Origin of the sequence: Actinoplanes aureus (genome assembly GCF_015704865.1) — a bacterium.
Taxonomy (GTDB): domain Bacteria; phylum Actinomycetota; class Actinomycetes; order Mycobacteriales; family Micromonosporaceae; genus Actinoplanes; species Actinoplanes aureus.
The window spans coordinates 287,287-311,981 of record NZ_JADQTO010000004.1; the positions used below are offsets into that span (position 1 = coordinate 287,287).

General features: G+C 70.8%; 22 protein-coding genes. 12 read left to right on the forward strand and 10 right to left on the reverse strand.

The window, feature by feature from the left end; translation table 11 throughout:
• Nucleotides 1-39 precede the first annotated feature (39 nt).
• The 5 genes from I4J89_RS10135 to I4J89_RS10155 all read left to right on the forward strand — a co-directional run bounded on the left by I4J89_RS10135 (nucleotide 40) and on the right by I4J89_RS10155 (nucleotide 7,617).
• Entirely contained in the window at nucleotides 40-753 is a 714-nt protein-coding gene (locus I4J89_RS10135) for a response regulator transcription factor (protein WP_196413615.1), read from the forward strand.
• Between the two features lie 7 nt (nucleotides 754-760).
• A complete protein-coding gene (locus tag I4J89_RS10140) occupies nucleotides 761-2,344 on the forward strand; it encodes a sensor histidine kinase (RefSeq protein ID WP_309238252.1) in 1,584 nt (527 codons plus the stop codon).
• A 39-nt stretch (nucleotides 2,345-2,383) separates the two neighbouring features.
• The gene (locus I4J89_RS10145) at nucleotides 2,384-3,946 is read left to right on the forward strand and encodes a S1C family serine protease (protein WP_196413616.1); all 1,563 of its coding nucleotides are present in this window, start codon (nucleotides 2,384-2,386) and stop codon (nucleotides 3,944-3,946) included.
• A gap of 239 nt (nucleotides 3,947-4,185) precedes the next feature.
• Nucleotides 4,186-7,371 (forward strand): cyclic nucleotide-binding protein, encoded by a 3,186-nt coding sequence (locus I4J89_RS10150; protein WP_196413617.1) that lies wholly within the window; start codon nucleotides 4,186-4,188, stop codon nucleotides 7,369-7,371.
• A 30-nt stretch (nucleotides 7,372-7,401) separates the two neighbouring features.
• Nucleotides 7,402-7,617, forward strand: a complete 216-nt coding sequence (locus I4J89_RS10155) for a hypothetical protein (protein WP_196413618.1) — start codon at nucleotides 7,402-7,404, stop codon at nucleotides 7,615-7,617.
• On the opposite strand, the gene trxA is transcribed toward I4J89_RS10155, so the two are convergent.
• On the reverse strand, nucleotides 7,614-7,961 hold the full coding sequence (gene trxA / locus I4J89_RS10160) for a thioredoxin (protein WP_196413619.1): 348 nt from the start codon (nucleotides 7,959-7,961) through the stop codon (nucleotides 7,614-7,616). The two genes, I4J89_RS10155 and trxA, sit on opposite strands and share 4 nt — an antisense overlap.
• The gene (locus I4J89_RS10165) at nucleotides 7,943-8,323 is read right to left on the reverse strand and encodes a MerR family transcriptional regulator (protein WP_196413620.1); all 381 of its coding nucleotides are present in this window, start codon (nucleotides 8,321-8,323) and stop codon (nucleotides 7,943-7,945) included. Before I4J89_RS10165 ends, trxA begins: the two co-directional genes overlap by 19 nt.
• 65 nt (nucleotides 8,324-8,388) lie before the next feature.
• On the opposite strand from I4J89_RS10165, the gene I4J89_RS10170 reads away from it, so the two are divergent.
• Both I4J89_RS10170 and I4J89_RS10175 read left to right on the forward strand, forming a co-directional pair.
• Entirely contained in the window at nucleotides 8,389-9,243 is an 855-nt protein-coding gene (locus tag I4J89_RS10170) for a patatin-like phospholipase family protein (protein ID WP_196413621.1), read from the forward strand.
• Entirely contained in the window at nucleotides 9,243-10,280 is a 1,038-nt protein-coding gene (locus I4J89_RS10175; protein ID WP_196413622.1) for a 1-acyl-sn-glycerol-3-phosphate acyltransferase, read from the forward strand. Before I4J89_RS10170 ends, I4J89_RS10175 begins: the two co-directional genes overlap by 1 nt.
• Here the strand turns inward: I4J89_RS10175 and I4J89_RS10180 are convergent.
• Complete coding sequence (locus tag I4J89_RS10180; protein ID WP_196413623.1) at nucleotides 10,259-11,074, reverse strand: hypothetical protein; 816 nt, start codon at nucleotides 11,072-11,074, stop codon at nucleotides 10,259-10,261. The two genes, I4J89_RS10175 and I4J89_RS10180, sit on opposite strands and share 22 nt — an antisense overlap.
• A gap of 228 nt (nucleotides 11,075-11,302) precedes the next feature.
• On the opposite strand from I4J89_RS10180, the gene I4J89_RS10185 reads away from it, so the two are divergent.
• On the forward strand, nucleotides 11,303-12,451 hold the full coding sequence (locus I4J89_RS10185; RefSeq protein WP_196413624.1) for an FHA domain-containing protein: 1,149 nt from the start codon (nucleotides 11,303-11,305) through the stop codon (nucleotides 12,449-12,451).
• 51 nt (nucleotides 12,452-12,502) lie between these two features.
• On the opposite strand, the gene rocD is transcribed toward I4J89_RS10185, so the two are convergent.
• From rocD to I4J89_RS10205, 4 genes are all read right to left on the reverse strand, one after another.
• Complete coding sequence (rocD, locus tag I4J89_RS10190; protein WP_196413625.1) at nucleotides 12,503-13,717, reverse strand: ornithine--oxo-acid transaminase; 1,215 nt, start codon at nucleotides 13,715-13,717, stop codon at nucleotides 12,503-12,505.
• Nucleotides 13,714-14,520 (reverse strand): dimethylargininase, encoded by an 807-nt coding sequence (gene ddaH, locus I4J89_RS10195; protein ID WP_196413626.1) that lies wholly within the window; start codon nucleotides 14,518-14,520, stop codon nucleotides 13,714-13,716. Before ddaH ends, rocD begins: the two co-directional genes overlap by 4 nt.
• A gap of 270 nt (nucleotides 14,521-14,790) precedes the next feature.
• Nucleotides 14,791-15,354, reverse strand: coding sequence for a hypothetical protein (locus I4J89_RS10200; protein ID WP_196413627.1), 564 nt, complete (start codon nucleotides 15,352-15,354; stop codon nucleotides 14,791-14,793).
• Nucleotides 15,355-15,459: 105 nt separating this feature from the next.
• Nucleotides 15,460-16,065, reverse strand: a complete 606-nt coding sequence (locus I4J89_RS10205; RefSeq protein ID WP_196413628.1) for an ATP-dependent Clp protease proteolytic subunit — start codon at nucleotides 16,063-16,065, stop codon at nucleotides 15,460-15,462.
• A gap of 123 nt (nucleotides 16,066-16,188) precedes the next feature.
• Between I4J89_RS10205 and I4J89_RS10210 the strand changes: the two genes are divergently transcribed.
• Nucleotides 16,189-17,031: an Fpg/Nei family DNA glycosylase gene (locus tag I4J89_RS10210; RefSeq protein WP_196413629.1), complete on the forward strand. Its 843-nt coding sequence runs from the start codon at nucleotides 16,189-16,191 to the stop codon at nucleotides 17,029-17,031.
• Here I4J89_RS10210 and I4J89_RS10215 read toward each other — a convergent pair.
• Both I4J89_RS10215 and I4J89_RS10220 read right to left on the reverse strand, forming a co-directional pair.
• Complete coding sequence (locus I4J89_RS10215) at nucleotides 17,009-18,349, reverse strand: polysaccharide deacetylase family protein (RefSeq protein WP_309238253.1); 1,341 nt, start codon at nucleotides 18,347-18,349, stop codon at nucleotides 17,009-17,011. The two genes, I4J89_RS10210 and I4J89_RS10215, sit on opposite strands and share 23 nt — an antisense overlap.
• A 275-nt stretch (nucleotides 18,350-18,624) precedes the next feature.
• Nucleotides 18,625-19,782, reverse strand: a complete 1,158-nt coding sequence (locus I4J89_RS10220) for a carboxylate-amine ligase (RefSeq protein WP_196413630.1) — start codon at nucleotides 19,780-19,782, stop codon at nucleotides 18,625-18,627.
• 146 nt (nucleotides 19,783-19,928) lie between these two features.
• On the opposite strand from I4J89_RS10220, the gene I4J89_RS10225 reads away from it, so the two are divergent.
• The 3 genes from I4J89_RS10225 to I4J89_RS10235 all read left to right on the forward strand — a co-directional run bounded on the left by I4J89_RS10225 (nucleotide 19,929) and on the right by I4J89_RS10235 (nucleotide 23,953).
• Nucleotides 19,929-21,308 carry a carbohydrate-binding protein gene (locus I4J89_RS10225; RefSeq protein ID WP_196413631.1) on the forward strand — a complete coding sequence of 460 codons (1,380 nt, stop codon included), beginning with the start codon at nucleotides 19,929-19,931 and terminating at the stop codon, nucleotides 21,306-21,308.
• A gap of 148 nt (nucleotides 21,309-21,456) precedes the next feature.
• On the forward strand, nucleotides 21,457-22,728 hold the full coding sequence (locus I4J89_RS10230; RefSeq protein WP_196413632.1) for a chitinase: 1,272 nt from the start codon (nucleotides 21,457-21,459) through the stop codon (nucleotides 22,726-22,728).
• A 28-nt stretch (nucleotides 22,729-22,756) separates the two neighbouring features.
• Nucleotides 22,757-23,953 carry a carbohydrate-binding protein gene (locus I4J89_RS10235; protein ID WP_196413633.1) on the forward strand — a complete coding sequence of 399 codons (1,197 nt, stop codon included), beginning with the start codon at nucleotides 22,757-22,759 and terminating at the stop codon, nucleotides 23,951-23,953.
• A 9-nt stretch (nucleotides 23,954-23,962) separates the two neighbouring features.
• Here I4J89_RS10235 and I4J89_RS10240 read toward each other — a convergent pair whose 3' ends face one another.
• Nucleotides 23,963-24,619, reverse strand: a complete 657-nt coding sequence (locus I4J89_RS10240) for a DedA family protein (protein WP_196413634.1) — start codon at nucleotides 24,617-24,619, stop codon at nucleotides 23,963-23,965.
• Nucleotides 24,620-24,695 lie beyond the last annotated feature (76 nt).

Genomic DNA, 24,695 nt, shown 5'->3' on the forward strand with positions numbered 1-24,695 from the left:
GTGCAGCCCCGGTGCAGCGGCCGGGGACACAATGGCCGCATGGCCGCCCAGACCCAGCCCAAGCAGAGCGAGGCGAAACTGCTCGTCGTCGAGGACGACGCCAACATCCTCGAGTTGCTCTCCGCCAGCTTGCGTTTCGCCGGGTTCGACGTCACGACCGCGACAAGTGGCAGTGCGGCCGTCAGCGCCGCCCGCAGCTCCGCGCCCGATCTCGTCGTGCTCGACGTCATGCTGCCCGACCTCGACGGATTCGAGGTGATCCGGCTGATGCGCGAGGGCGGGCAGCGTACGCCGGTGGTCTTCCTCACCGCCCGGGACGGCACCGACGACAAGATCCGTGGTCTCACCCTGGGTGGCGACGACTACGTGACCAAGCCGTTCAGCCTGGAGGAGCTGACCGCCCGGATCCGGGCGGTGCTGCGCCGCACCTCGGCCGGTGAGGAGCAGCCGTCCCGGCTGGTTTTCGCCGATCTGGAGCTGGACGAGGAGACCCACGAGGTGTACAGGGCGGGAAGCCGTGTGCAGCTCTCGCCGACCGAGTTCAAGCTGCTGCGCTACCTGATGCTGAACGCCAACCGGGTGCTCTCCAAGGCGCAGATCCTGGACCACGTGTGGAAGTACGACTTCCGCGGTGACGACAACATCGTCGAGTCGTACATTTCGTACCTGCGCCGGAAGGTGGACAACGTGCAGCCGCGCCTGATCCACACCCTTCGTGGCGTGGGTTACGTGCTGCGCAAGCCAGCCGTGTAGGCCGGACGTGACCCTTACCGACCGGGTTCGAGGATCGCTCCCGCGCCAACCCAGCCTGCGCAAGATCTCGCTGCGGACCAAACTGGTCGCCGCGGTGCTCGCGCTGGTGTTCGCGGCGCTCGCCATGATCAGTGCGACGAGTACGTACGCCTTGAACCGGTTCATGCTCGACCGGATGGACGTGCAGCTGAAGTCCTTCGCGAAGAACATGGCGAAGGTCTACAACAGCAACACGCCCATCACCGTCTTCCTGCCGCCGGACTACTACGTCGCGCAGACCTCGGTGTCCGGGGTCGGCGAGCGCTACTTCGACGAGGACCGGCTGACCGCGGAGGACCTTCCGCCGCTCTTCACCGGCGTCGAGGAGATCGACGCGCACATCGGCGAGCCGTACACGGTCCGTTCCGGTAACGGCGAGTACGTGTGGCGGATGGTGGTGGTCCGGCTCGAGAACGGCGACGTGATGCACTCCGCTCAGATGATGACCGGGGTGGACGCGGTGATCGCCCGCCTGGTCTGGGTGGACCTCCTGGTCGGCGTCGGTGTGCTGATCGCGCTGGCCACGATCGGTGCCGCCCTGGTGCGGCAGAGCCTGATCCCGCTCGTGCAGATCGAGCGCACCGCGGCCCGGATCGCGGCCGGTGACCTCACCCAGCGGGTGCCCGACCCGGAGGTGGACGACGCCGAGCCGACCACCGAGCTGGGCCGGCTCTCGGTGGCGCTGAACACGATGCTCTCCCAGATCGAGGCCGCCTTCATCGCCCGGGCGCAGTCCGAGCAGGCGGCACGCGAGGCCGAGCACAGCGCCCGGCAGGCGGCCGAGGCCGCCCGGCGGTCCGAGTCGCGGGCGCTGGAGTCCGAGGAGAAGATGCGGCAGTTCGTCGCGGACGCCTCGCACGAGTTGCGTACGCCGCTGACCACCATCCGCGGTTTCGCCGAGCTCTACCGGCAGGGCGCGGTCTCCGACCCGGACGCGGTGGCCCGGCTGGTCCGGCGGATCGAGGACGAGGCCGCCCGGATGGGCCTGCTCGTCGAGGACCTGCTGCTGCTGGCCCGGCTGGACCGGGAACGCCCGCTCACCCTGGCCCCGGTCGAACTGCCCGTGCTAGCCGTGGACGCGGTGCAGGCCGCACAGGCCACCGCACCGGACCGGCAGATCGATCTGGAGGTCCGCGACGAGCCGGAGCGGCTGGTGGCGTACGGGGACGACGCCCGGTTGCGCCAGGTGATCGGCAACCTGATGACCAACGCCGTGGTGCACACCCCGCCCGGCGCCTCGGTGACCCTGCGGTTGTACGCCGGAACGGGCGACACCGCGGTGGTCGAGGTGTCGGACACCGGTCCCGGGCTGAGTCCCGAGCAGACCGAGCGGGTGTTCGAGCGCTTCTACCGGGCGGACGGGGCGCGGACCCGCAAGACCGATCGGGATGCCACCGGCACCGGCCTGGGGCTGGCGATCGTCGCGGCGATCGTGGCCGCGCACCAAGGCTCCGTCCAGGTAGTTTCCGAACCGGGCCAGGGCGCCACGTTCCGGGTCACTTTGCCGACCATAAATGCGGATAAAGGGTTCACAGAAAACGTCCAGGACTAACACAGTTCGGTACGAGTACGACGGGGCAGAGTTACTGACATGAACGAGAACGAGACCAACCCGCGGCCCGCGGACGCCGCCGCTGACAACAGCAGCGCGGAGCGGGTCGAGTCTGAGCAGCCGACCGCCGCGCAGCCGTCGGTTGCACCGCAGTCCGCCGCTCCCCAGTCCGCGGCACCGTATTCCCCGGCCGCCGACTCCCCGGCCACTGATTCCCCGTCCGGCTACGCCCCCGGCGCCGCCCAGCCTCCGTACAGTCCGGCGCCGCAGCCCCCGCACAGCCCGTGGGCTCAATCGCCCTGGCAGCAGCCGACGTCCGGCCACCCCGGGGCCGGTCAGGACTACCCGACCACCGCGGTGCCGTACGGCCACCCGCATCAGGGTTACCAGCCGCCGGCCGGTTACGGGCAGCCCGGCTACCAGCAGGAACCGCATTCGGCGTACGCCGCGTGGCAGGCCAGCCAGACCCCCACCGGCGCCGAGGGGATGCCCCCGTGGGCGCGGCCGGTCGGTGTCGACCAGCGCACGCCGGGCCGCGGTCGCAAGGTCCTGCTGACCGGCGCGGCCGCCGTGCTGATCGCGCTCGGTGGCGGCGCGGTCGGTGCCGCCACCACGCTGGCCCTGGACTCCGGCGGCAACACCCCGGCCGTGCAGACCGGCAACTCCTCGGTGACCCGGGTGGTGGACCGCTCGTCGCTGGCCCAGATCGCCGCGGCGGTGCAGGACAGCGTGGTGTCGATCACGACCGGATCCGGCGAGGGCTCCGGTGTGGTGATCACCGCGGATGGCTACATCGTCACCAACAACCACGTCGTCGCGAACGCACAGGGCGACTCGGTGAACATCATCTTCGCGGACGGCACCAAGGCCACCGCCTCCGTGGTGGGCACCGACCCGCGTACCGATCTGGCCGTGGTCAAGGCCAGCGGGGTCTCCGACCTGAAGGCGGCCAAGTTCGGTGACAGCTCGCAGATCCAGGTGGGCGACACCGTTCTGGCGCTGGGCAGCCCGCTCGGCCTGGAGGGTTCGGTGACCGCCGGCATCATCAGCGCCAAGGACCGGGCGATCCAGGCCGGCGGCGAGGAGCAGCAGCCGAACCCGTTCGGTGGCCAGCAGCAGCAGTCCTCGACCACGATGACCGGCCTGCTGCAGACCGACGCCCCGATCAACCCGGGCAACTCCGGCGGCGCGCTGGTGAACACGAACGGCGAGGTGATCGGCATCAACTCGGCGATCGCCACCTCCGGCGCGGGCTCCGGCAACATCGGTCTCGGTTTCGCGATCCCCAGCAACAAGGCCGTCCAGGTCACCAACGCGCTGATGCAGGGCAAGAAGGTAAGCCACCCGGCGCTCGGTGTCAGTGTCGCCGACGCGGAGAACGGTGGTGCCCTGATCCGGGACGTCACGTCCGACAGCGCGGCCGCGAAGGCGAAGCTGCAGCAGGGCGACGTGGTGACCAAGGTCGACGGCAAGGCCGTCGGCGACTCGGACGATCTGGTGGCGGCCGTCCAGGCGGGCACCGTGGGGCAGAAGATGACGCTGACGTTCACGCGTAACGGCAGTGAGCAGACGGTCACCGTCACCCTCCAAGAGTCGCAGTAACCGGCTTCACCAGCACGAAGACCTTCCGCTACGGCGGGTGACGCGACCGGGGTGGACGCGTCACCCGCCGTATTCCTATCTATGTCGTGATTCAGGACCTTCGCGACCAACAGGAAGCTTTCGCCACGCGGGACTCGCGTTTGCCCAGGCAACCGCCTAATCTCCATTCGCCGCCGGCGCTGGCTCGCCGCCCGGCGCGGTGAAGATTTTCGCTTCGGCGGAGTGAGAGGCCCTGCGAGTTGACGTACGTCGAGACCCGGACCAGCGTCTGGGAAGCCCTGGCCGGCCGTGCCCCGGGGGTGCCGTCCGGGCCCGCCGACGCCGATCTCTGGCACACCGTGGCCGAGCGGCTCAATCCGGCCAGCGCTCGTCCCGTCCTCCGCTCCGGGATCGAGGTCCGGCACCGGACCGCGGTCCGCGGCGGCGGGTACGTGATGCTCCGGTCGCCGGACGACGGCGGCCGCAGTTCGTACCTGCGTCTGACGCCGGAGGAGTACCAGCTGGCTCTGATGATGGACGGCGTCAGCACGGTGGCCCGGCTGGTCGCCGAGTTCGCGCGGATCGCCGGGCGCCTCGCACCGGACCAGGTTCGCCGGGTGGTCGCCGACCTCGCCGCCAACCGGATGCTGGAGGAACTCCCCACCGACGCCTTCCGCCCGCTGCGGGAGATGGTCCGAGAGCCGTTGCCGAGGCGGGTCGGTAACTCTCTGCTCGCCGCCGTGCGGGGCCGGCAGATCCTCTCCTTCGAGGTCGACGGCCTGATCACCGGGCTCTACCGGTCGGCCGGCCGCTTCCTCTTCACCCGTGCCGCGGTCTGGGCCGGCGGACTGCTCGCGCTCGTCGGGGTGCTCCTGTTCGCGGCCACCTGGCAGCGGGGGAGCCGGTCACTCTTTCTGGTCGGCGACTCGTACCTGCTCGGCGCGATCGCTCTCCTGCTCCTGAACGTGCTGGTCCTGGCCGCGTACGAGCTGGGTCACGCCCTCGCCGCGAAACGTGTCGGCCGGGAGATCCCGACTGCCGGGCTCCTGCTGTACTTCGGCATCCCCTCGGTCTTCGTGGACACCAGCGACGTCTGGATGGCCGGGCGGCGCGCTCGGATCGGGGTCACCGCGGCCGGCCCGGCCACCGCGCTGGGGCTGGCCGGACTGGTCCAGATGATCGGCCTGGCCGTGCCGGCCACCTCCGGGATCGCCTTCAAGCTGGCGTTCCTCTTCTACCTGCACGCGTTCTTCAACCTGAGCCCGCTGCTGCCGCTCGACGGGCACTACCTGCTGATGGACTGGCTGGAGATCCCCGACCTGCGGGCGCGCGGCCTGTCCTGGGTCTCCGGCCGGCTGCGCCGGCGCGGCCCGCGCTGGTCCGCCCTGGATCGGGAGGGCCGGCTGATCGCGCTCTACGGCCTGCTGGCGGTGCTCTGGCTGGTCGCCGCACTCGGCCTGGGCTACCGGCTCTGGAAGGACCGGGTCCAGGGTCTCGCCGTCGGCCTCTGGTACTCCGGCTTCGGCGGCCGTCTGCTGCTCCTGGTGATCGTGCTGGGCATGATCGCGCCACCGCTCTACTTCGTGCTCGGACGGATCGGCAAGGCCTGGCGCCGGTGGCGGCAGCGTGCCGCGGAACGCGACCGGGAGGCCGACCTGCCCCGCCGGCTGGCCGCGTTGCACGCCTCCGAGCTGGGCGGCCTGCCGGAACCGGCGATGCAGGGGCTGGCCGCGCGGGCCCGCTGGCTGTACCCGCCGACCGGCCGGCAACTGGTGCTCGCCGGTGAACACCAGTCCGCCGTCTACATCGTGGTCGAGGGCGCCCTGCACGGCCGCCGCCCCGGCGACCCGGGCGGCACCATCCGGCATCACGTCGGCCCGGGCGGTGTGGTCGGGCTCGCCAACGCGCTCACCGGCCGCAGCTCGCAGCTCGACTGGCACACCGCCGGCAGCACGCTGCTGGCCGTGCCCGCCTCCACTGTGGCCACGGTGGTCGGCCCGATGCCGGGCCCGCCGCCGCAGGAGCGGTCGGAGGCCGAAGCGCTCTTCGCCGACACCCCGGCCCTGTCCGCCCTCGAGGAGGACCAGCGCCTGGCGCTCATCGCCGGGGCTCACCCGGTGGATCTGGACCCCGGCGCGCCGGTGATGCTGCACGGGCCCACCCACGCTGTGGTCGTCGAGTCCGGCGTCATCGCGATGCCCGACGGCGTCGAGCTGCGCCGCGGCACGCTTGTCGGCCCGGTCGGTGACGGCAGCCCCGGCATGGTGGCGCAGGCCCGCACCCCGGTCCGGCTCTGGGTCATCCCGGACGCCTCGGACCTGCCGCCGCTGGTCGGTGGGTACGGCGCGGGCGGTCAGATGCCGGTGATCCGGCCCAGCGCGCCGGTCGCCGTCCGCCCGGGCGCCGCGCACCCGCCGCTGGCGGTCCCGCCCGGCCCGCCGGACGGCACCGACGAGTACGACCTGGACGGTCATTTCGAACGCCGGATGTGGGCCTTCGCCAGCCTGCTCCTGGTGTTCGCCCTGGTCAGCGTCGGCGTCAACCTGCGGCCCGGCCCGGCCTGGGCGGAGATGCCCGGTGAGCGGCTGCTGCTCAGCGTGGACAGCGGGCAGGCCACCGCACTCGTCGACAAGGAGTCGGAGGCGCTGCGATCGGGCGACAAGCGCTACCTGAGCGCCGGTGCCCGGATCGAGGTGCCCGGGTCGGCCCGGGCGCAGCTCACCTTCCCCGGTGGGGCGACCGTGGTGCTCTGCCCGGGAGCGCGTGCCCAGGTGAACGAGGTCGCGGTGGACTCCGGGCGCCGACCGGCACCCGCCGGCCGGCTGACGCTGGACAGCGGCCGCCTGCTGGCCGACACGACCAGCTCGAGCGGGGCGTACGCGGAGCTCGATCTGACCGTGCTGCGCGCCCAGGGTGACGTCACCAGTACCGGCCGCGCCTGGTACGCGGTCGACCCGTCAGCGATCACCGTCGCCTCTGGGCGGGTCGCCGTCGGCGGCGCCGCCACCCCGGCCACCACCTCGGAGCTGACCTGTGGCGACGGCGTCAAGGTCACGCCCCCGTCGGCCGGGCCGAGCGAGGAGCCCGTCGAGGGCACGTTCCCCGCGACACCCCCGGCCTCGGCCGTTCCGCCGGCCCCGACCACACCGACCGCCGTTCCCGGTGTGATCAGGACGGTGCCCCCCGCCCCGGCCGGTGACGACAACGACGACCCGCGGCCCACGACGACGTCCCCGCCGCGTACGACGAGGCCGACCACCACGGCTGCCCCGCCGCCGGGTGCGCCGCCGACCACCCGGCCCACCCGGACCGGCACGACCCGGCCCACGAACCCGCCGCCGGATCCGACCACTCCGAACGAGCCGGACCCCACGACCCCGGACCCCACCACCGATCCGCCGGAGACCACCAGCCCCAACGGCGAGTCCTCTTCATCGCCTGGCTAGCGGGTTCTCCGTCAGAGGAGGAGCGCCGCGATGCTGTGCTGGTTCTGCGCCGAGGGAGCACGTGCCACGTGCCGGTTCTGCGGCCGGGGCGTGTGCGCCGAGCACGCCCGGTTCGGGCCGTACCTGCTGGAGGTCATCCGGTCGGTGCGCCGGGACCGCAGTGAGGCGCTGGTGGTCGAGGACGCGGTGCAGTGCGGCACCTGCCGTCCCCGACCACAGCCGGTGGCGATGCCCGAGCTGGACTAGACGTTCGCGTACGGCGTCGTCGCGTTCTCCAGAGCCCGGCGCAGCACCGACTTGGGGCGGGCGCCGATCAGGGACGCGGTGACGACGCCGTCGCGGAAGAAGAGCAGGGTCGGCATGGAGGTCACCCGGTAGGTGCGGGTGGTCTCCGGGTTCGCGTCCACGTCCAGTTTGGCGATCACCACCTGGCCGCGGAACTCCTCGGCGAGCTCGGCCAGCACCAGCGCCATCGGACGGCACGGCGGGCACCACTCGGCCCAGAAGTCGACGAGCACCGGCGTGCCCGCGGCCAGCACGGTGTCGGCGAAGGTGGCGTCGGTGACGGTGATCAGGGATTCATCTGGCATCGGATCTCCCGGTGATTGATCGCTTGGTCCAGCTGGGCCCGCAACCGGTGCCGGACCTCGGTGAGCTGGGCGAGATAGCCGTCCACCTCGGCCATCCGGCGGCGCAGCACCGCCACCGAGTCCGGGCACACGTGACCGGCGTCGTTGCCGGCGCGCAGGCAGGCGACGAACGGCTTGATGTCGTCCAGGCCGAAGCCGTCGGCGAGCAGCGTGCGGATCTCGTGCACCACGCGCAGTTCGGCGTCGTCGTACTGGCGATAGCCGTTGACGTCCCGGCGCGGGCGGACCAGCCCGTGCTCCTCGTAGTAGCGCAGCGTCCGCGGGCTGGTTCCGGCCCGTTCGGCCAGCTCTCCGATAAGCATGTGCCGACGGTATGCCTTCACACCGGCGTCAAGGCAAGTGTGCAAGATCGTGGGAGGATGGGCACATGGTCGACGGTCCGGTGGCGTTCGTGCTCGGTGGCGGCGGCGTCCTCGGTGCCGTCGAGGTGGGGATGCTGCGGGCGCTGTTCCGGGCCGGGTTCCGGCCCGATGTGGTGGTCGGCACCTCGATCGGCGCGGTCAACGGTGCACTGGTCGCCGCCGACCCGTCCGAGGCGGTCACCGACCGTCTGGTCCGGCTCTGGACGTCGCCGGAGGCCGCGGCGGTGTACGGCGACTCGCTCGGTCGCCAGATGCGCCGGTTCGCCGCTCGTACCCATCTGCACTCGCCGCGCCCGCTGCGCCGGCTGCTGGAGGGCGAACTCGGCGATGGCGCCACGTTCGCCGATCTGAAGGTCCCGTTCCGCTGTTGCGCGGCCAGCATCGAGCGCGCGGCCGAGCACTGGTTCGACAGCGGTCCCTTGGTGGACGCGGTGCTCGCGTCGTCGGCGGTGCCCGGCCTGCTGCCACCGATGGAGATCGGCGGCGAGCACTTTGTGGACGGTGGCATCGTGAACTCGATCCCGATCGGCGAGGCGGTCCGGGTCGGCGCGAAACTGATCTTCGTGCTCCAGGTGGGCAGGGTGGAGCGGCCGCTCGCCGTACCGCGGCGGCCCTGGGAGGTGGCGCAGGTGGCGTTCGAGATCGCCCGCCGGCACCGGTTCGCCCGCGAGCTTGCCTCGTTGCCCGACGATGTACGCGTGCACGTGCTTCCCAGCGGTGGCGGCGAGGGCCGGGACGACTCGCCATGGGCGTACCGCGACATGGCTTCGGTGGGCCGCCGGATCAGCCGGGCCTACACCGTGTCCCGCCGCTACCTGGCGGCCAATGTGCATCCGCTGCCGGAGCCGGGTGTCCGCTGATGGGACTGCCACCGATCTGGGTCCGTCGTCTGCTGATCGCCCCGGCCGTCGTGCTCCTCGCGCTGGCGCTCGTCACCACCCTGCCGATCTGGCTGCTGATCGCGCTCGCCGTCTCGCCGCTGGTGCCGGGCCGGCTGCGGGTGCCGCGGGTGGTCTTCCTGCTCATCGTCTATCTGGTCTGGGACGCGGTGGCGCTGGTCGCGCTCGCCGTTCTCTGGTTCGCCTCCGGTTTCGGCTGGAAGATCCGGTCGCCGGCGTTCCAGCGGGCGCACTACGTCCTGACCGGACACTTCCTGCGCACGCTGTTCTGGTTCGCGCGCTGGTCGCTGCACCTGGTGATCGACGTGGTCGGTACCGACCCGGACACCGCGCAGCCGGGCCGTCCGGAGATCGTGGTGAGCCGGCACGCCGGTCCGGGTGACTCGTTCACGCTGATCCACGCGCTGGTCAACTGGTTCGCCCGGGAGCCGCGGATCGTCCTGAAGGCTGCCCTGCAGTGGGATCCAGCGGTGGATGTGCTGCTCAACCGCCTGCCCAACCGGTTCATCTCACCGGGGCGGACCGGCACGGCGACGCTGGAGGAGCAGATCGGTGACCTCGCCACCGGCCTGGACCACAACGACGCCTTCGTGATCTTCCCGGAGGGCGGCAACTTCACGCCCCGCCGCCGGACCAGCGCCATCGCCCGGCTCCGGGCCCGCGGCCTGCACGACATGGCGGTGAAGGCCGAGGGCCTGCGCAACCTCCTGCCGCCCAAGCCGGGCGGCTTGCTGGCCGCGATCGAGGCGGCGCCGGACGCCGGAGTGATCTTCGTGGCGCACACCGGTCTGGACCGGATGATGAGCGTCTCCGACGTCTGGCGCGAGCTGCCGATGGACAAACAGCTGGTGATGCGGTTCTGGAGCGTCCCGCCTGAGGAGGTGCCGGCCGGCGAGCCGGAACGCGTCGAGTGGCTCTACGACTGGTGGGCCCGCATCGACGCGTGGATCGAGGAGAACCGGCCGACACCGCTGGGTCAGCCGCCGAGAACCCGGTAGACGTCCTCCGGCGCCTCGACGATCTGCGCCGCCGGGGGAGCGGTGGCGGTGACGGTGGTCCCGTAATCGGTGTAACGGGCCTCGAGAGTGGTCGAGCCCGGCAGCTGAAGCGTGAGCGTCGACAGACGGCCCTTCTCGTCGAGGCCGGCGGTGAACGGCACTCGCTGAGCCGCCGGACCGTACCCCTGGATGGTCACCTGGTTGAGGCCGGCGATGCCGGTGGCCTTGGTCAGGTCCACTGTGCCGGCGTAGTCACGGGCGCCGGTGGCGTGCACGTCAGTGGTGGAGCCGATCAGCCGTGCCGTGTCCACCGGGTCGATGCGGCCGGGACGCAGCCCGATGTTCGCACCCTCCGGCAGCCGGCTCATGTCGAGGTGGGTCCAGGTGTCGCCCTTGGTGATGCCGGGGATCTGCGCGTACAGGTCCTGGCCGATCAGCAACGACTTCACGGTCAGCTCGGTGTTGGTGCCGGAGGCGGTCAGCTGGGCGGTGCCCTTGCTGTTCGGTGCGTCGATCAGCGCGGTGAGGCGGTAGCCGGCACCGCCGGTGACGGCGAGCTTGAAGCTTTCGCGGTCGAGCGCGGTGGTGGCGCCGGTGAGCGCCTGCACGGCCGCCGGGTCGGCGGAGGTGGAGACGGACGGAACCGCGCCAGCGGGCGCGGAGGCGGAGGCGGAGTTGGAGGCGGAGGTGGAGGCCGTGGGTCCGGCCGTGCCGTTCTCAGCGCAGCCGGTCACCGCCAGGGCGGCGGTCGTCGCCGCCACAAGGCCCAGTCCGGCGAGCCGTGGTGTCCGCATGTCGGTCCCTCCTGCCGTGCCGGCGGTCGGGCTGACGCCGGTCGATGGCGAAGTTCCCGATACCGTCGCGCGGCAAACGGACACCTTGGGTTAAACGGACACCACGGATAGTTGCCTCCGGATCAAGGCGCGTTTCCCCTCACGACAGCGGCCCCGGTTTTCTTGACGATCATGGGAGGGGCATGATGGGTCGGAGGTTCAGCGCGCGCACGTACAGGGGGAGGACTCGTGAGATTCGAGGTCAGTAAGGTCCTCGACGCCATCGAGGCCCGGCTAACCACCGACCCGGCTCTGGCCCGGGGTGTGGTTGATCTGTCGGAGGTCGTCCGTTACGCCGACCTCGACGGGGGTCGCCCAGCCAGCCTGGTGCGCCTCGGCCTTCTGGTGGACGCGCTGGGCCGGTACATGGCCGAGGAGAACGTCCCGGTCTACGCGATCGCGCCGCGCGGTCTCATCTCGGACACCGACCTCACCTCGAACGAGCGGATGGTGGTCCGGCGATGGGCTGACGACGGCAAGATCGAGGTGGTGCCGCAGCTCGACGACCGGGTGCTGGAGGTGGCCGAGATGCTCGGTCTGCCGGTGCTCACCCGGGACCGGGAGGACCGCTTCCGGGACCGCCGGCCGTGGGTGGCCGACCCGGGCCGGCTGCTCGCCCTGGTGTCGAACGCCGGTGGGCCGGCCCTGGTGGCCCGGGTCGGCCGGGGCGAGGCGCTGCCACCGGCGTCCCGCTCGCCGCTGGGTGAGCGGCTGCTCTCCCGGGTGTGGAGCTGTCCCGCGTCGAACTGCAACAGCTTCGGCAGCGGCGGGGACTCGGACAGCCCGTTCGCCGACATGCGTACCTTCACCAGCCCGGTCTCGCAGTCACCGCCCGCGCTGCGTGCCGGTGTGCCCACCTGCCCGCGGCACGGCGAGCGGCTCCGCGACATCGGCCCGCGCCCGGCGACCGAGGTCTTCTCGGTACGCATCGACGGCGTGATCCGGCAGCGATTCGTGGTCTCGGAGGAGCAGCCCGTGGTGGTCGGCCGGGCCCCCGACGGCGGCTCCGGAGTCATGCTCGGGCAGTGGCTCACCGACGACGCCCGCAAGTGGATCAGCCGGGGACACGTGGCGTTCGCGCTGCGCGGCGGCGAGGTGACCGTTCAGGACATCAGCACCAACGGCAGCGGCATCCGGCCCGGCGGTTCCCTCGACGACGAGGCCCGGATCCCGCTGCGCCGGCAGGAGAGCCGGGTGCTCGCCGCCGACGACGTGGTCGAGCTCTACGCCGGGGTCCAGGTCGGCCGGTCCAAGCTGTGGGCCAGCGGCGGCGTGGTGCAGCCGGAATCGGTGATGGGCGAGGCACCGACCATGGCGTTCCGTCCGGTCGGGCGCTGACCGGAAAAGCGCCGCTCTTCTAGGAAGAGCGGCGCTTTCCCAGGAACGGGATCAGCTCGCCAGCACTGCGGCGAACTGCGCCAGCGCGTGGTCCAGGTCGGCCTCGGTGACCACCAGCGGCGGAGCCAGCCGGATCGTCGAGCCGTGGGTGTCCTTGGCCAGCACACCGCGTTCGGCCAGCCGTTCGCACGCCTGCCGCCCGGTCATCAGGACCGGGTCGATGTCCACGCCGGCCCAGAGGCCGCGTCCGCGTACGCCGACGACGCCCTTGCCGATCAGCGCCTCCAGCCCGGCGTGCAGCCGCGCGCCGAGCTTGGCCGAGCGCTCCTGGAACTCGCCGGTCGCCAGCAGCCGCACCACCTCGGTGCCGACCGCGCAGGCCAGCGGGTTGCCGCCGAAGGTCGAGCCGTGCTCGCCGGGCCGCAGCACGCCCAGCACGTCGGAGTTCGCGGCGACCGCGGAGACCGGGACGATGCCGCCGCCGAGGGCCTTGCCGAGCACGTACATGTCCGGGACGACGCCCTCGTGCTCGATGGCGAAGGTGCGGCCGGTCCGGCCGAGACCGGACTGGATCTCGTCGGCGATCAGCAGCACGTTGTTCTCGGTGCAGAGCTCCCGCAACTGGGAGAAGAAGCCGGTGGGCGGCACCAGCACGCCGGCCTCACCCTGGATCGGCTCCATCAGGACGGCGACGGTGTTGGCGTTGATCGCCCCCGCCACGGCGGACAGGTCGCCGTAGGGCACCACGACGAAGCCCGGCGTGTACGGCCCGAAATCGGCCCGCGCCTCCGGATCGGTGGAGAAGCTGACGATCGTGGTGGTACGCCCGTGGAAGTTGTTAGCCGCCACGATGATCTCGGCGCGCTCGTCCTGGACGCCCTTGACCTGGTAACCCCACTTGCGGGCCACCTTGATCGCGGTCTCCACCGCCTCCGCCCCGGTGTTCATCGGCAGCACCAGGTCCTTGCCGCAGAGCTCGGCCAGCCCACGGCAGAACGTGGCGAACTGGTCGTGCACGAACGCGCGGCTGGTCAGCGTCACCCGGTCCAGCTGGGCGTGCGCCGCGGCGATCAGCCCGGGGTGCCGGTGCCCGAAGTTGAGCGCCGAGTACCCGGCCAGGAAGTCGAGGTAGCGGCGGCCGTCGACGTCGGTGACCCAGGCGCCCTCGGCCTCGGCGACGACCACCGGCAGCGGGTGGTAGTTGTGCGCGGTCCAGCGCTCCGCGTCCTCCAGGGCGCCCGGCGTACGGAATTCCACGGTCGTCACGAACGCACCTCCAGCGTGCAGCACTTCGGGCCACCGCCGGCCTTGCGCAGCTCGGACAGGTCGACCCCGATGGTCTGGTAACCGGCCGCCCGCAGGGCCCCGGTGAGATGGGTGGCCTGCTGCGGCAGAACCACGGTACGACCGTCGCTCACCGCGTTCAGGCCGAGCACGGCCGCGTCCTCCGGCGTCGCGATGATCGCGTGCGGGAAGAGCTGCCGGAGCACCGACTGGGAACCGGGCGAGAAGGCCTGCGGCAGGTACGCGATGTTGGTGTCGTCCAGCACACAGAGCGCGGTGTCCAGGTGGTAGTAGGCCGGGTCGACCAGCTGCAGGGTGATCACCGGCCGCTGGAGCGCCTCCTGCGTCTCGGCGTGCGACGCGTGTGCGGTACGGAACCCGGTCCCGGCCAGCAGCACGTCCCCGGCGAGCAGGATGTCGCCCTCGCCCTCGTTGGTGTGCTTGGGGTCGTGCACGTCGAATCCGCGCTCACGGAACCACGCGGCGTACGCCGGCGCCTCGTCGGCCCGCTCGGCGTCGCGGAACTGCACGCCCAGCACCCGTCCGTCGACCACGGTGGCGCCGTTCGCGGCGAAGACCATGTCGGGGAGACCGGGCAGCGGGTCGATCAGGTCGACGGTGTGCCCGAGGTCGAGGAACGTCTGCCGCAGGTTCTCCCATTGGCTGATCGCCAGTGCGTTGTCGTACGGCGCCGTGGGATCCATCCACGGGTTGATCCGGTACGTGACCGCGAAGAAGGTGGGCCGGCACATGAGGTAGCGGCGCGGCCTGGCGTGGAACGTCATGGAAAGCAACGCTAGGCGGCAACCACCGCCGGATGCCCCCGATCAACCATGCGTCCCTCGCCGGATCGTTGCGTGATCGTCGGGTCGGGCGGCGATTCGTTGCGTCACCGACACGCAAGCGGTGTGAGAGCGGCGAACCGCCACTCTCACACCGCTTCGCGATCTCCAGCGAACCGCCGGAGGAATTCGGGGCGGGACGACCGCCAGATGTCGTCCCGGTTCCGAGGGAGGGTCGCCGGTGCATCACCGGCGGTGAATCTCAGGTACCCGTCAGAAGCGGGTCTCAAACTGGGTGTCCAGCCAATTCCGGAGATCCGTGACGGGCTGCATGTCGGTGCCCAGCCAGCTCAGCTGACCGGTGAGGGCCAGCACGCCGACGACCACGGCGCCGATCGACAGGAACAGGCCGATCAGGGCGTCGGTCTTGCCCGCGACGTGCCGCTTGCGGGTCGCGTTGAGGCCGGCGAGGGAGAGGATCAGACCAACCGCGGCCACGCCGATGCCGTAGCCCAGCATCGGGCCGGAGAGCACCAGCAGGGCGCCGGCCACCCCGAGGATCAGGCCGAGCGTGGCGAGGAAGCTCGCCCGCGGCTTCGGGGTGGCGGTCGGGGTATCCACCACAGCACGTCCGGCGGCGGGCCGGTCCGTGACGGGCCGGTCGGTGTCGGGCCGGTCGGCGGACACCGTGGCGGCGCGCTCGGTCTCGGTACGCGCGGCCGGAATGGTCGTCGTGGTGCGGGTGTCGTCCCTGCGAGGAGCAACCGGCGGCACCGTCGTGGTGTGGTCGTCCGAGTTATCAGCCGTGCTTTGGCGGGAGAACGTAGGAATCCTCACGTCAGCACCTCCTTGACAGATGCGGGGGTTGACTGCCTATACCCGCACCGGCCGGAAACGACACGAGGGGCACGCGATGCGTACCCCTCGTGCGTGTTCGGGACCTCAGCGCAGCGGCGCGCCGGTGTGCACGTCGCTCGGCTTGCGGATGACGTGGTCGACCAATCCGTACTCCTTGGCCTCCTGAGCGGTGAACCAGCGGTCCCGGTCCGAGTCGCGCTCGATCTCCTCCGGGGTGTGCCCGGTGTGGAAGGCGATCCGCTCGTTCATCACCTGCTTGATGTGCAGCATGCTCTCCGCCTGGATGGCGATGTCGGCGGCGGTGCCGCCGATGCCGCCGGAGAGCTGGTGCATCATCACCCGGGCGTGCGGCAGCGCGTAGCGCTTGCCGGCGGTGCCCGCGCAGAGCAGGAACTGGCCCATCGAGGCGGCCATGCCCATGGCGATGGTGGCCACGTCGTTCTTGATGTACTGCATGGTGTCGTACACCGCCATGCCGGCGCTGATCGAGCCGCCCGGTGAGTTGATGTACAGCGCGATGTCGCGCTCGGAGTCCTCGGAGGCCAGCAGCAGCATCTGCGCGCAGATCCGGTTGGTCACCTCGTCGTTGACCTCGCTGCCGAGGAAGATGATCCGCTCCCGGAGCAGGCGCTCGAAGACCTGGTCGTCGAAGGTTGCGCCGCCGCCACGCATGGTCGTGTCAATACTCATGGACCCACCCTCTCGCATCCGCTGTTCCACGTCTCACACCCTCTCCCAGGGTGAGCCCGGATCCCAGTAATTCCCCTCAGGGCGAATCCGCTCACGGCAGAATGCCCGGCTACCTTTGATCACGTGCCGGAGGGACATACCATTCACCGCCTCGCGATGCGTCACCGCGAGCTCTTCGCCGGGCGTCCGGTGGCGGCGAGCAGCCCGCAGGGCCGCTTCACCGCGGGCGCCGCGCTGATCGACGGGCGCGTGCTGCGCGACACCGAGGCGTACGGCAAGCATCTGCTGCACCACTACGAGGACGATCGCACCCTGCACGTCCATCTCGGCCTGTACGGCAAGTTCACCGACGGTGAGCTGCCGGTCCCGGAGCCGGTCGGGCAGATCCGGATGCGACTGACCGGTTCCGGTCACTGGCTCGAGCTGCGCGGCCCGACCGCGTGCGAGCTGCTGGAGCCGGCCGCGGTGGACCTCCTGCGGGCCCGGCTCGGCGCCGACCCGCTGCGCGACGACGCGGATCCGGCGGCCGCGTACCAGCGGATCCGTGCCAGCACGAAACCGCTCTTCGCCCTGCTGCTCGATCAGTCCATCGTGGCCGGCTGCGGCCTGATCTACGCCAACGAGGTGCTGTTCCGGGCCGGCCTGTCGCCGGAGACACCGGGCTCCGCGATCGAGCCGGCGCGCTGGACGGCGGTCTGGGACGACCTCCGTGCCCTGATGAAGGAGGGCGTGGCGCGCGGCCGGATCGACACCGTGCACACCGAGCACACCCCGGAGGCGATGCGCCGGGCACCACGGGTGGACCGGCACGGCGGCGAGGTGTACGTCTACCGCCGCCCCGGTCAGCCCTGCCTGGTCTGCGGTACCGAGGTCGCCCGCGGCCCGATGGCCGGCCGCAACCTCTACTGGTGCCCGACCTGCCAGCCGGCCGTGGACCGGCCGGTCAGGCGGCCGCGGAAGGGGTGACCTCCGGGGCCGGCTCCACGGGGGAGGGACCCGGCGGCGGGGTGGTGGCACTCGGTTCCGGGGTGGGTTCGGTGGGCACCGGCGTGCTGGGTGCCGGCTTGACCGGGTCGCCCGGCAGACCGAGCTGGAAGTTCTTGGTCAGCCACGGCATCAGCCGTTCGAAGGCCTCGGTCGTCGCGGGCTGGTTGTAGTCGTGGGCCAGCACGATGGAGCCGGGCCGGGTGTACTTCTTCACGTCGCCGACGATCCGCTTCACGTGCTGCTCGAAGGACTCGCCCGCCGGGTGGAACCAGTCGCGCGGGTCCACCTCCCAGTACAGCGAGGTCATCCGGTCCTGGTACGCCACCGAGACCAGCCGGCCGGTGAAGTTGCCGCCCGGCGCCCGGAAGTAGGGGATCTCCGCGTCCGGGACGGCGGCGCGGATCGCCGCGTTTGTCCGGTCGAGATCGGCGCGGATCTGGTCGGCCTTCTTCTTGCCGATCGTCAGATCGTGGTCCCAGGTGTGGTTGCAGAGCGCGTGCCCCGCCTCGACGATCTGCCGCACCAGGTCGGGGTGCCGCTCGGCCTGCGTCCCGACCAGGCAGAACACCGCCTTGACCTGGTACTTGTCGAGCAACGCCAGAATTTTGGGCGTCTCGTTCGGGTCCGGGCCGTCGTCGAACGTCAGCGAGACCACCTGCGAACCGGTGGTGATCAGCGAGCTGCCCGGACCGTCACCCCTCGGCACGTCCGATTTCGGCGGCTCGGCCTTCTCCCGCTCCGGCGCGGGGCGGGAGGCCTCCGGAGCGGGTGGCACCGGCGCCGCTGTCGGCTGGTTGGCGGCCGGACGCGCCGCGGCGACCGGCGGTTCCTCGGTCTTCGGCTGATCCGGCTGCGCCGGCGGTTTCTCGGTGATCCGCGCGGCCACCGCCTGCGCCGCGGCGTTCATCACGCTGGTGTTCTCGCCACCGCTCTGCGGGATGGGCACGGCGGTCAGCAGCAGCCCCGCGGCAACCAGCGTGCCGAGCAGCAGCTGCGGCCGGTTCTTCGCGGTCTCCAGCCAGGCTTCCAGCGGGAACGTGCCGGGCGCGCGATGCGTACCGGTCGCGGCTCGCTTCGCGGACCGGCCGGGCGCCTGCGCGTGCCGGGCATGGCGCGGCCGGGTGCCGCGCGACCGGCGGGTGGCGCTCCGGGACAAACCCTGGTTCGGGTACGCGGCCGCGCGTTGCCGCGCGGAACTCGGCGTCTCGGAAGCCGCGTGCCGGCCCAGCTCGGTGTCCTCGTCCCCACCCAGCTCGGTGAACGAGACCCGTGGCCGGATCGGGCGTTGCGCCGGCACCTGAATCTGCGTCGTGTCGGCCAGCGACTCCGGCCGTCGGTGCCGCCCGCCCGTGGGGGTCTGCGCACCGGTCGTCGGCGCTGCGGAAGGCGAGGTCTGCGGCGGCATCCGTCATGACTACCGTGCCACAAGATCGAGCGCGAGATCGAATTGGTCACCGAGCCATTACCCACAGATATACCCGCTGATCAACGGCCGTTTTTCGGAGGTAACGGTTCACCGTTTCATATAGACAAACGTCTGTATGGAATCGCTCCCATGGTCGTCCCAGGATTTCAGGGCTCGCCGCGCGTGGCCCGGGCCAGCCAATCGACGACGCCGGCGACCGGCTCGCCGCCGGACAGGATCGCCCGCTGCCGCGCCGCTCCGGTGCCGTGTGCCCGCAGCCGGCCCATGAGCAGGGTGGCGGCCTCCAGGTCGCCGTGCCGCTCCAGTTCTGGCCGGACGTAGTCGAAGAGCTGCCGCATGAGCCGCCAGGCCGGGCGCGGCTGCCGGGTGGCCATGTCGATGTTGAGGCCCTCCAGCCCGTCGTGGGCGGCCCGCCAGTGCGCCGCCATCAACAGCGGATGCGGTACGTCCGGCGCCTCGATCCCGGCCCGCACCTCGCGCAGCAGCGTGGCGACCAGAGCCCGGGTGAGCGCGGCGAGCAGTATCGCGTCGTCCAGGGTCGGCATCACGTCGCCCATCCGGATCTCCACCGTGGGGTAATTGGCGGAGAGCCGGGCATACCAGTACAACATCCCCTCGTCGAGCATCGCGCCGCTCGCCTCCAGGTCGGAGATGAGCGTCAGGTAGTGCTCGTGCGACGCCAGGTACGGCGTCGGGCCCACGGTCGGCCAGCGTTCCCACATCATCGAGCGCCAGCTGGCGTACCCGGTCTCGTGCCCGGCGAAGAGCGGTGAGTTGGCCGTGGCGGCCTGCAGGACCGGCAGCCAGGGGCGCAGGTGGTTGAGCACCTGAACGCCGGTCTCCGGGTCCGGGATGCTGACGTGCACGTGCGTGCCGCACATGCCCTGACCGGGGGAGAGGTCGCCGAAGTGCTCCCGCATCCGGTGGTACCGCGGGTTGTCGACGAGCCGCGCGTTGGGTCCGGCCGCCGGGCCGGTGCCCACCGCGACCAGCCGCGCGCCGGCCCGTTCGGTGGCCGCCGCCAGCTCGGAGCGCAACCGCCGCATCGCGGCGTGCAGCCCGTCGAGTTCGAGCTGTGGCGGGCTGGCCACCTCGATCTGGCTCTTGTAGTACTCGTGCTGCACGCTGCCACGCAGCTCGTCCGGCAGCTGGTCGAAGACCTCCTCGACCGCCTCCACGGCTCGTGGTTCGGTCGCGTCGACGAGGAGGTACTCCTCCTCAACACCGAGGGTCAGCAGGTCGTGGCGCTCGGCCTCGGCGGCGATGTCCGCGGGGAGCTCGATGCCCTCGGTGGCGGTTTCCATGGCCGGTCCCTTACCCGGGGAGTTTTCCCCGGAAACCGGGGGAACGGATCGCCGGACGTCCATATTGACAAGCTTGAGAAACAAGCGTGAAATTTTGTGAGAGCGCTCTCTCGGCTCGTCCTCATCCCCGAAAGGCGTGTCCCCACATGAAGATCCCCCGCAGAGCCGCCCGCCGGTTGATCACGGTCGCGGCCGCCATGCTCACGGTCGGTGCCTCCGTCACGTTCGTGGCGACCGCTGACGCCGCCGTCCCGCCGCCGCCGTCCGGCATGAACCTGGTGTTCAGCGACGACTTCACCGGTGCCGCGGGCACCGGGGTGAACCGGTCGAACTGGCTCTACTCGGTCGGCACCGGCTACCCCGGCGGCGCGCCCAACTGGGGCACCGGCGAGGTCGAGACCATGACCGACTCGACGGCGAACGTCTACCACGACGGCAACGGCAACCTGGCGATCCGGCCGCTGCGTGACTCCGCCGGCCGATGGACCTCCGGCCGGATCGAGACCCAGCGCACCGATTTCGCCGCCCCGGCGGGCGGCCGGATGCGCATGGAGGCCCGGATCCAGCAACCCAACGTGACTGGCGCCGCGGCCGCCGGCTACTGGCCGGCGTTCTGGGCGCTCGGCGCCGCGGCCCGCCCGGTCGGCGCCACCAACTGGCCGAGCATCGGCGAGATCGACATCCTGGAGAACGTCAACGGCCGGTCGAGCCACTTCGCCGCCCTGCACTGCGGCACCAACCCGGGTGGCCCGTGCAACGAGACCACCGGATTGACCAGCGGTGAACGGTCCTGCACCGGTTGCCTCAGCAGCTTCCACACCTACGCCGTGGAGTACGACCGCAGCACCTCGCCGGAGCAACTGCGCTTCTACCGCGACGGGTCCAACTACTGGACCCTGAGCGCCACCGCGGTCGACGCCACCACCTGGAACAACGCGCTCCACCACGGGTTCTTCATGATCCTGAACGTGGCGATGGGCGGCGGCTTCCCGGCCGCGTTCGGCGGCGGCCCGACCGCGCAGACCCAGCCCGGCCACCCGATGCTGATCGACTACGTGGCCGTGTGGCAGTCCTCCGGCGGCACCACGCCGCCCACCACCACCCCGCCGAGCGGGACCGTGCGGGACGCGTACTCCCGGATCGAGGCCGAGTCCTACAACGCCGCGTCGGCCGTGCAGGCCGAGGCCTGCTCCGAGGGCGGTCAGAACGTGGGCTGGATCGCCAACGGCGACTGGCTCCAGTTCAACAACGTCGACTTCGGCAGCGGCGGGGTCCGGGACTTCGTGGCTCGCGTCGCCTCCGGCGCCGGAGCCGGGGTGAGCGGCCTCGTCGAGGTACGCCTGGACAGCCGGAGCAACGCGCCGATCGGCAGCTTCGCGCTCGGGAACACGGGCGGCTGGCAGAACTGGCAGTCGATTCCCGGCAACGTCTCGAACGTCACCGGCCGCCACACCGTGTACCTGACCTTCACCAGCGGCCAGCCGGCTGACTTCGCGAACGTGAACTGGATCCAGTTCCGGCGGTAATTATTTTTATCGATGGGTCGTAGCCGCTGAACTGCGGCTGCGGCCCATCTTGGCGATTTAAGGAAGTTTAAGGCCGGCCCTCTTTACTTTTACTGTTAACAGTCCTAAAGATTGATGCACCTCACCGGATGTGCATGGAAGGACGGCGATGAAGCGCTCCAGATCGGTAATCCTCGCAACGGTCACGGCGCTGGTCGCCGGTGGAGCGGCGACCTACTTCACCGGCAACGCGTCGGCCGCCACGGCATGCGCGCCGGCGTGGAGCTCGAGCGCCGTGTACGTCAAGGGCAACGTGGCGTCCCAGAACGGCCACAACTACACCGCGAAGTGGTGGACGCAGAACGAGTCGCCCGCGATCCGCAGCGGCCAGTGGGACGTCTGGGCCGACAACGGCGTCTGCGAGGGCGGCACGAACCCGACCGCGTCGCCCACCGCGTCGCCGTCGCCGACGTCCTCTCCGACTCCCTCTCCCACGGTTTCGCCGACGACCAGCCCGACGGTGGAACCCACCGGCACCGGATCGCTGCCGAAGCACTTCATCACCGGGTACTGGCAGAACTTCGACAACGGCGCCGCACCGCTCAAGCTCGCCGCCGTCCCGGCCACGTACGACCTGATCGCGGTCGCCTTCGCGGACGCCACCGCGACCCAGGGCGCGGTCACCTTCAACCTCGACCCGGGCCTGGCCACCGCGGTCGGCGGCTACACCGACACCCAGTTCAAGGCGGACATCGCCACCCTGCACGCGCGGGGCAAGAAGGTGATCATCTCGGTCGGTGGCGAGAAGGGCACCGTCGCCGTCAACAGCGCGGCCGCGGCCACCGCCTTCGCCGACTCGGTGCACACGCTGATCAAGAACTACGGCTTCGACGGGGTCGACATCGACCTGGAGAACGGGCTCAACCCGACCTACATGGCGAGTGCCCTGCGCTCGCTGCGCAGCAAGGTCGGCAGCAGTCTGATCATCACGATGGCACCGCAGACCATCGACATGCAGAACCCGCAGTCCTCGTACTTCAAGCTGGCGCTGGACATCAAGGACATCCTCACCGTCGTCTTCACCCAGTACTACAACTCCGGTTCGATGCTGGGCTGCGACAACAACGCCGCGTACAGCCAGGGCACGATCAACTTCCTGACCGCCCTCGCCTGCATCCCCCTGCAGAACGGGCTGCGCCCGGACCAGATCGCCCTCGGTCTGCCGGCGAGCACCCGCGCGGCCGGCGGTGGCTACGTCGCCCCGTCGGTGGTCAACGCCGCCCTCGACTGCCTGGCCAAGGGCACCAACTGCGGCACCTTCAAGCCGCCGGCCACGTACCCGGGCATCCGCGGCGCGATGACCTGGTCGATCAACTGGGACGTGACGAACGGCAACGGCTGGGCGAACACGATCGACCCGCACCTCGCCACCCTCCCCTGATCCCCTTTCTCACCCCCCGGAGTTCCCCGTGAGACTCAGTAGGAAGATCGCCGTGGTCGTGGCGGTCGCGGCGGTCGGTACGGCCGCCGCGGTCCTCCCGATGGCCACCTCGAGCGCGGCCGTCGCGTGCGCGCCGGCCTGGAGCGCCTCGGCCGTCTACGTGAAGGACAACGTGGCCTCGCAGAACGGCCACAACTACACCGCGAAGTGGTGGACGCAGGGCGAGTCGCCGGCCACCAACAGCAGCCAATGGGCCGTCTGGATCGACAACGGCGTGTGCGGCGGCACCACACCGACCACGCCGCCGACCACCCCGCCCACCACCGGCCCGACCCCGCCGCCGACCGGCACCAAGATGGCGGCCGCGCCGTACCTCTACCCGGGCTGGGGCAACCCGCCCGCGCCGGCCACCGTGGTCAACGCCACCGGCATCAAGGCCTTCACCATGGCGTTCGTGCTGGCCAGCAACGGCTGCAACCCGGCCTGGGACGGCTCGACCGGCCTGACCGGCGGCGCGCACGCCAGCACCATCGCGGCGATCCGGGCGGCCGGTGCCGACGTAGTCCCGTCGATCGGCGGCTGGAGCGGCAACAAGCTCGGCCCGAACTGCTCGACCGCCGAGGCGCTCGCCGGCGCGTACCAGAAGGTGATCGACACCTTCCAGCTCAAGGCGATCGACGTCGACATCGAGAACACCGACGAGTTCGAGAACTACGTGGTGGCCGACCGGATCGTCGACGCGCTGAAGATCATCAAGCAGCGCAACCCGGGCGTGAAGACCATCCTCACCTTCGGCACCACGACGACCGGCCCGAACGCGCACGGTGTGCGGCTGATCCAGCAGGCCAAGGCGAAGAACGCGAACATCGACATCTTCACCCAGATGCCGTTCGACTTCAGTGGCCACGCCGACATGTACGCCGCTACCGTCGGCGCCACCGAAGGCCTGAAGAACCAGCTCAAGTCGGTCTTCGGATACACCGACGCCCAGGCGTACGCGAAGATCGGTATCTCCGGCATGAACGGCCTCTCCGACCAGCAGGAGCTGACCTCGGTGGAGACCTGGACCCGGATCCGTGACTACGCCAAGAGCAAGGGCCTGGCCCGGTTCGCCTTCTGGGCGGTCAACCGGGACCGGGGCTGCGCCGGCGGCGGCGTGGTCAGCAACTGCTCCGGCATCGCCCAGGCCGACTGGGCCTTCACCAAGGTGAGCGCCGGCTTCTGAGGAAACCGCTCACGCGCGGTCGCCCGCCCGGGCGGCCGCGCGTCGGCGTTTGCGGACCTTCTTGATCACCCACTGGCCGATCACGATGACGAAGAACGTCCACATCGCGTAGTCGAACCAGTGTGCGTACTGCTCCAGGTCCTGCCAGCGGTTGCCGAGCGCGTACCCGCCGCCGACGAAGAGCGCATTCCACACGCCGCTGCCGATGGTCGTGCAGAGCACGAACAGGCCGACCGGCATCCGGTTCGCCCCGGCCGGGATGGAGACCAGGCTGCGGACCACCGGCATGCAGCGGCCGATCAGCACCGCGGACTTCTCGTGCTTCTCGAACCAGCGATCCGCCTTGTCCAGATCGTCGAGGTCGACCAGCGGCACCTTGTCCAGCCAGCGGCGTAGCCGGTCCTCGCCGAGGCCGCGACCGAGCCAGTAGAGCAGCAGCGCGCCGCCCAGCGCGCCGAGCGTCGCGGTGAACCAGACCAGCACCAGGTTGACCCGGCCCTCGCTGGCCAGGTAACCGGCCATCGAGAGGACGATCTCGCTCGGAATCGGCGGGATGAGGTTCTCCAGAGCGACAAGCAGGCCGACACCGACCTCGCCGAGCGACTCGATCACCGAAGCGACCCAGCCGGTCAGTCCGCCGAGGTTCGAGAGATCGCCTTCGGCCATGTGCAAAGTCCTCCTGGAGTCGGTTTCATTCCGGGTACCCGTCAACCAGCGTACGAACCGGGTGGCGTATATACCG

Coding starts and splice junctions, on each gene's coding strand:
- I4J89_RS10135 (WP_196413615.1), top strand. CDS start 40: ATGGCCGCCCAGACCCAGCCCAAGCAGAGCGAGGCGAAACTGCTCGTC.
- I4J89_RS10145 (WP_196413616.1), top strand. CDS start 2,384: ATGAACGAGAACGAGACCAACCCGCGGCCCGCGGACGCCGCCGCTGAC.
- I4J89_RS10155 (WP_196413618.1), top strand. CDS start 7,402: ATGCTGTGCTGGTTCTGCGCCGAGGGAGCACGTGCCACGTGCCGGTTC.
- trxA (WP_196413619.1), bottom strand. CDS start 7,961: ATGCCAGATGAATCCCTGATCACCGTCACCGACGCCACCTTCGCCGAC.
- I4J89_RS10165 (WP_196413620.1), bottom strand. CDS start 8,323: ATGCTTATCGGAGAGCTGGCCGAACGGGCCGGAACCAGCCCGCGGACG.
- I4J89_RS10170 (WP_196413621.1), top strand. CDS start 8,389: ATGGTCGACGGTCCGGTGGCGTTCGTGCTCGGTGGCGGCGGCGTCCTC.
- I4J89_RS10175 (WP_196413622.1), top strand. CDS start 9,243: ATGGGACTGCCACCGATCTGGGTCCGTCGTCTGCTGATCGCCCCGGCC.
- I4J89_RS10180 (WP_196413623.1), bottom strand. CDS start 11,074: ATGCGGACACCACGGCTCGCCGGACTGGGCCTTGTGGCGGCGACGACC.
- ddaH (WP_196413626.1), bottom strand. CDS start 14,520: ATGACGTTCCACGCCAGGCCGCGCCGCTACCTCATGTGCCGGCCCACC.
- I4J89_RS10205 (WP_196413628.1), bottom strand. CDS start 16,065: ATGAGTATTGACACGACCATGCGTGGCGGCGGCGCAACCTTCGACGAC.
- I4J89_RS10220 (WP_196413630.1), bottom strand. CDS start 19,782: ATGGAAACCGCCACCGAGGGCATCGAGCTCCCCGCGGACATCGCCGCC.
- I4J89_RS10225 (WP_196413631.1), top strand. CDS start 19,929: ATGAAGATCCCCCGCAGAGCCGCCCGCCGGTTGATCACGGTCGCGGCC.
- I4J89_RS10230 (WP_196413632.1), top strand. CDS start 21,457: ATGAAGCGCTCCAGATCGGTAATCCTCGCAACGGTCACGGCGCTGGTC.
- I4J89_RS10240 (WP_196413634.1), bottom strand. CDS start 24,619: ATGGCCGAAGGCGATCTCTCGAACCTCGGCGGACTGACCGGCTGGGTC.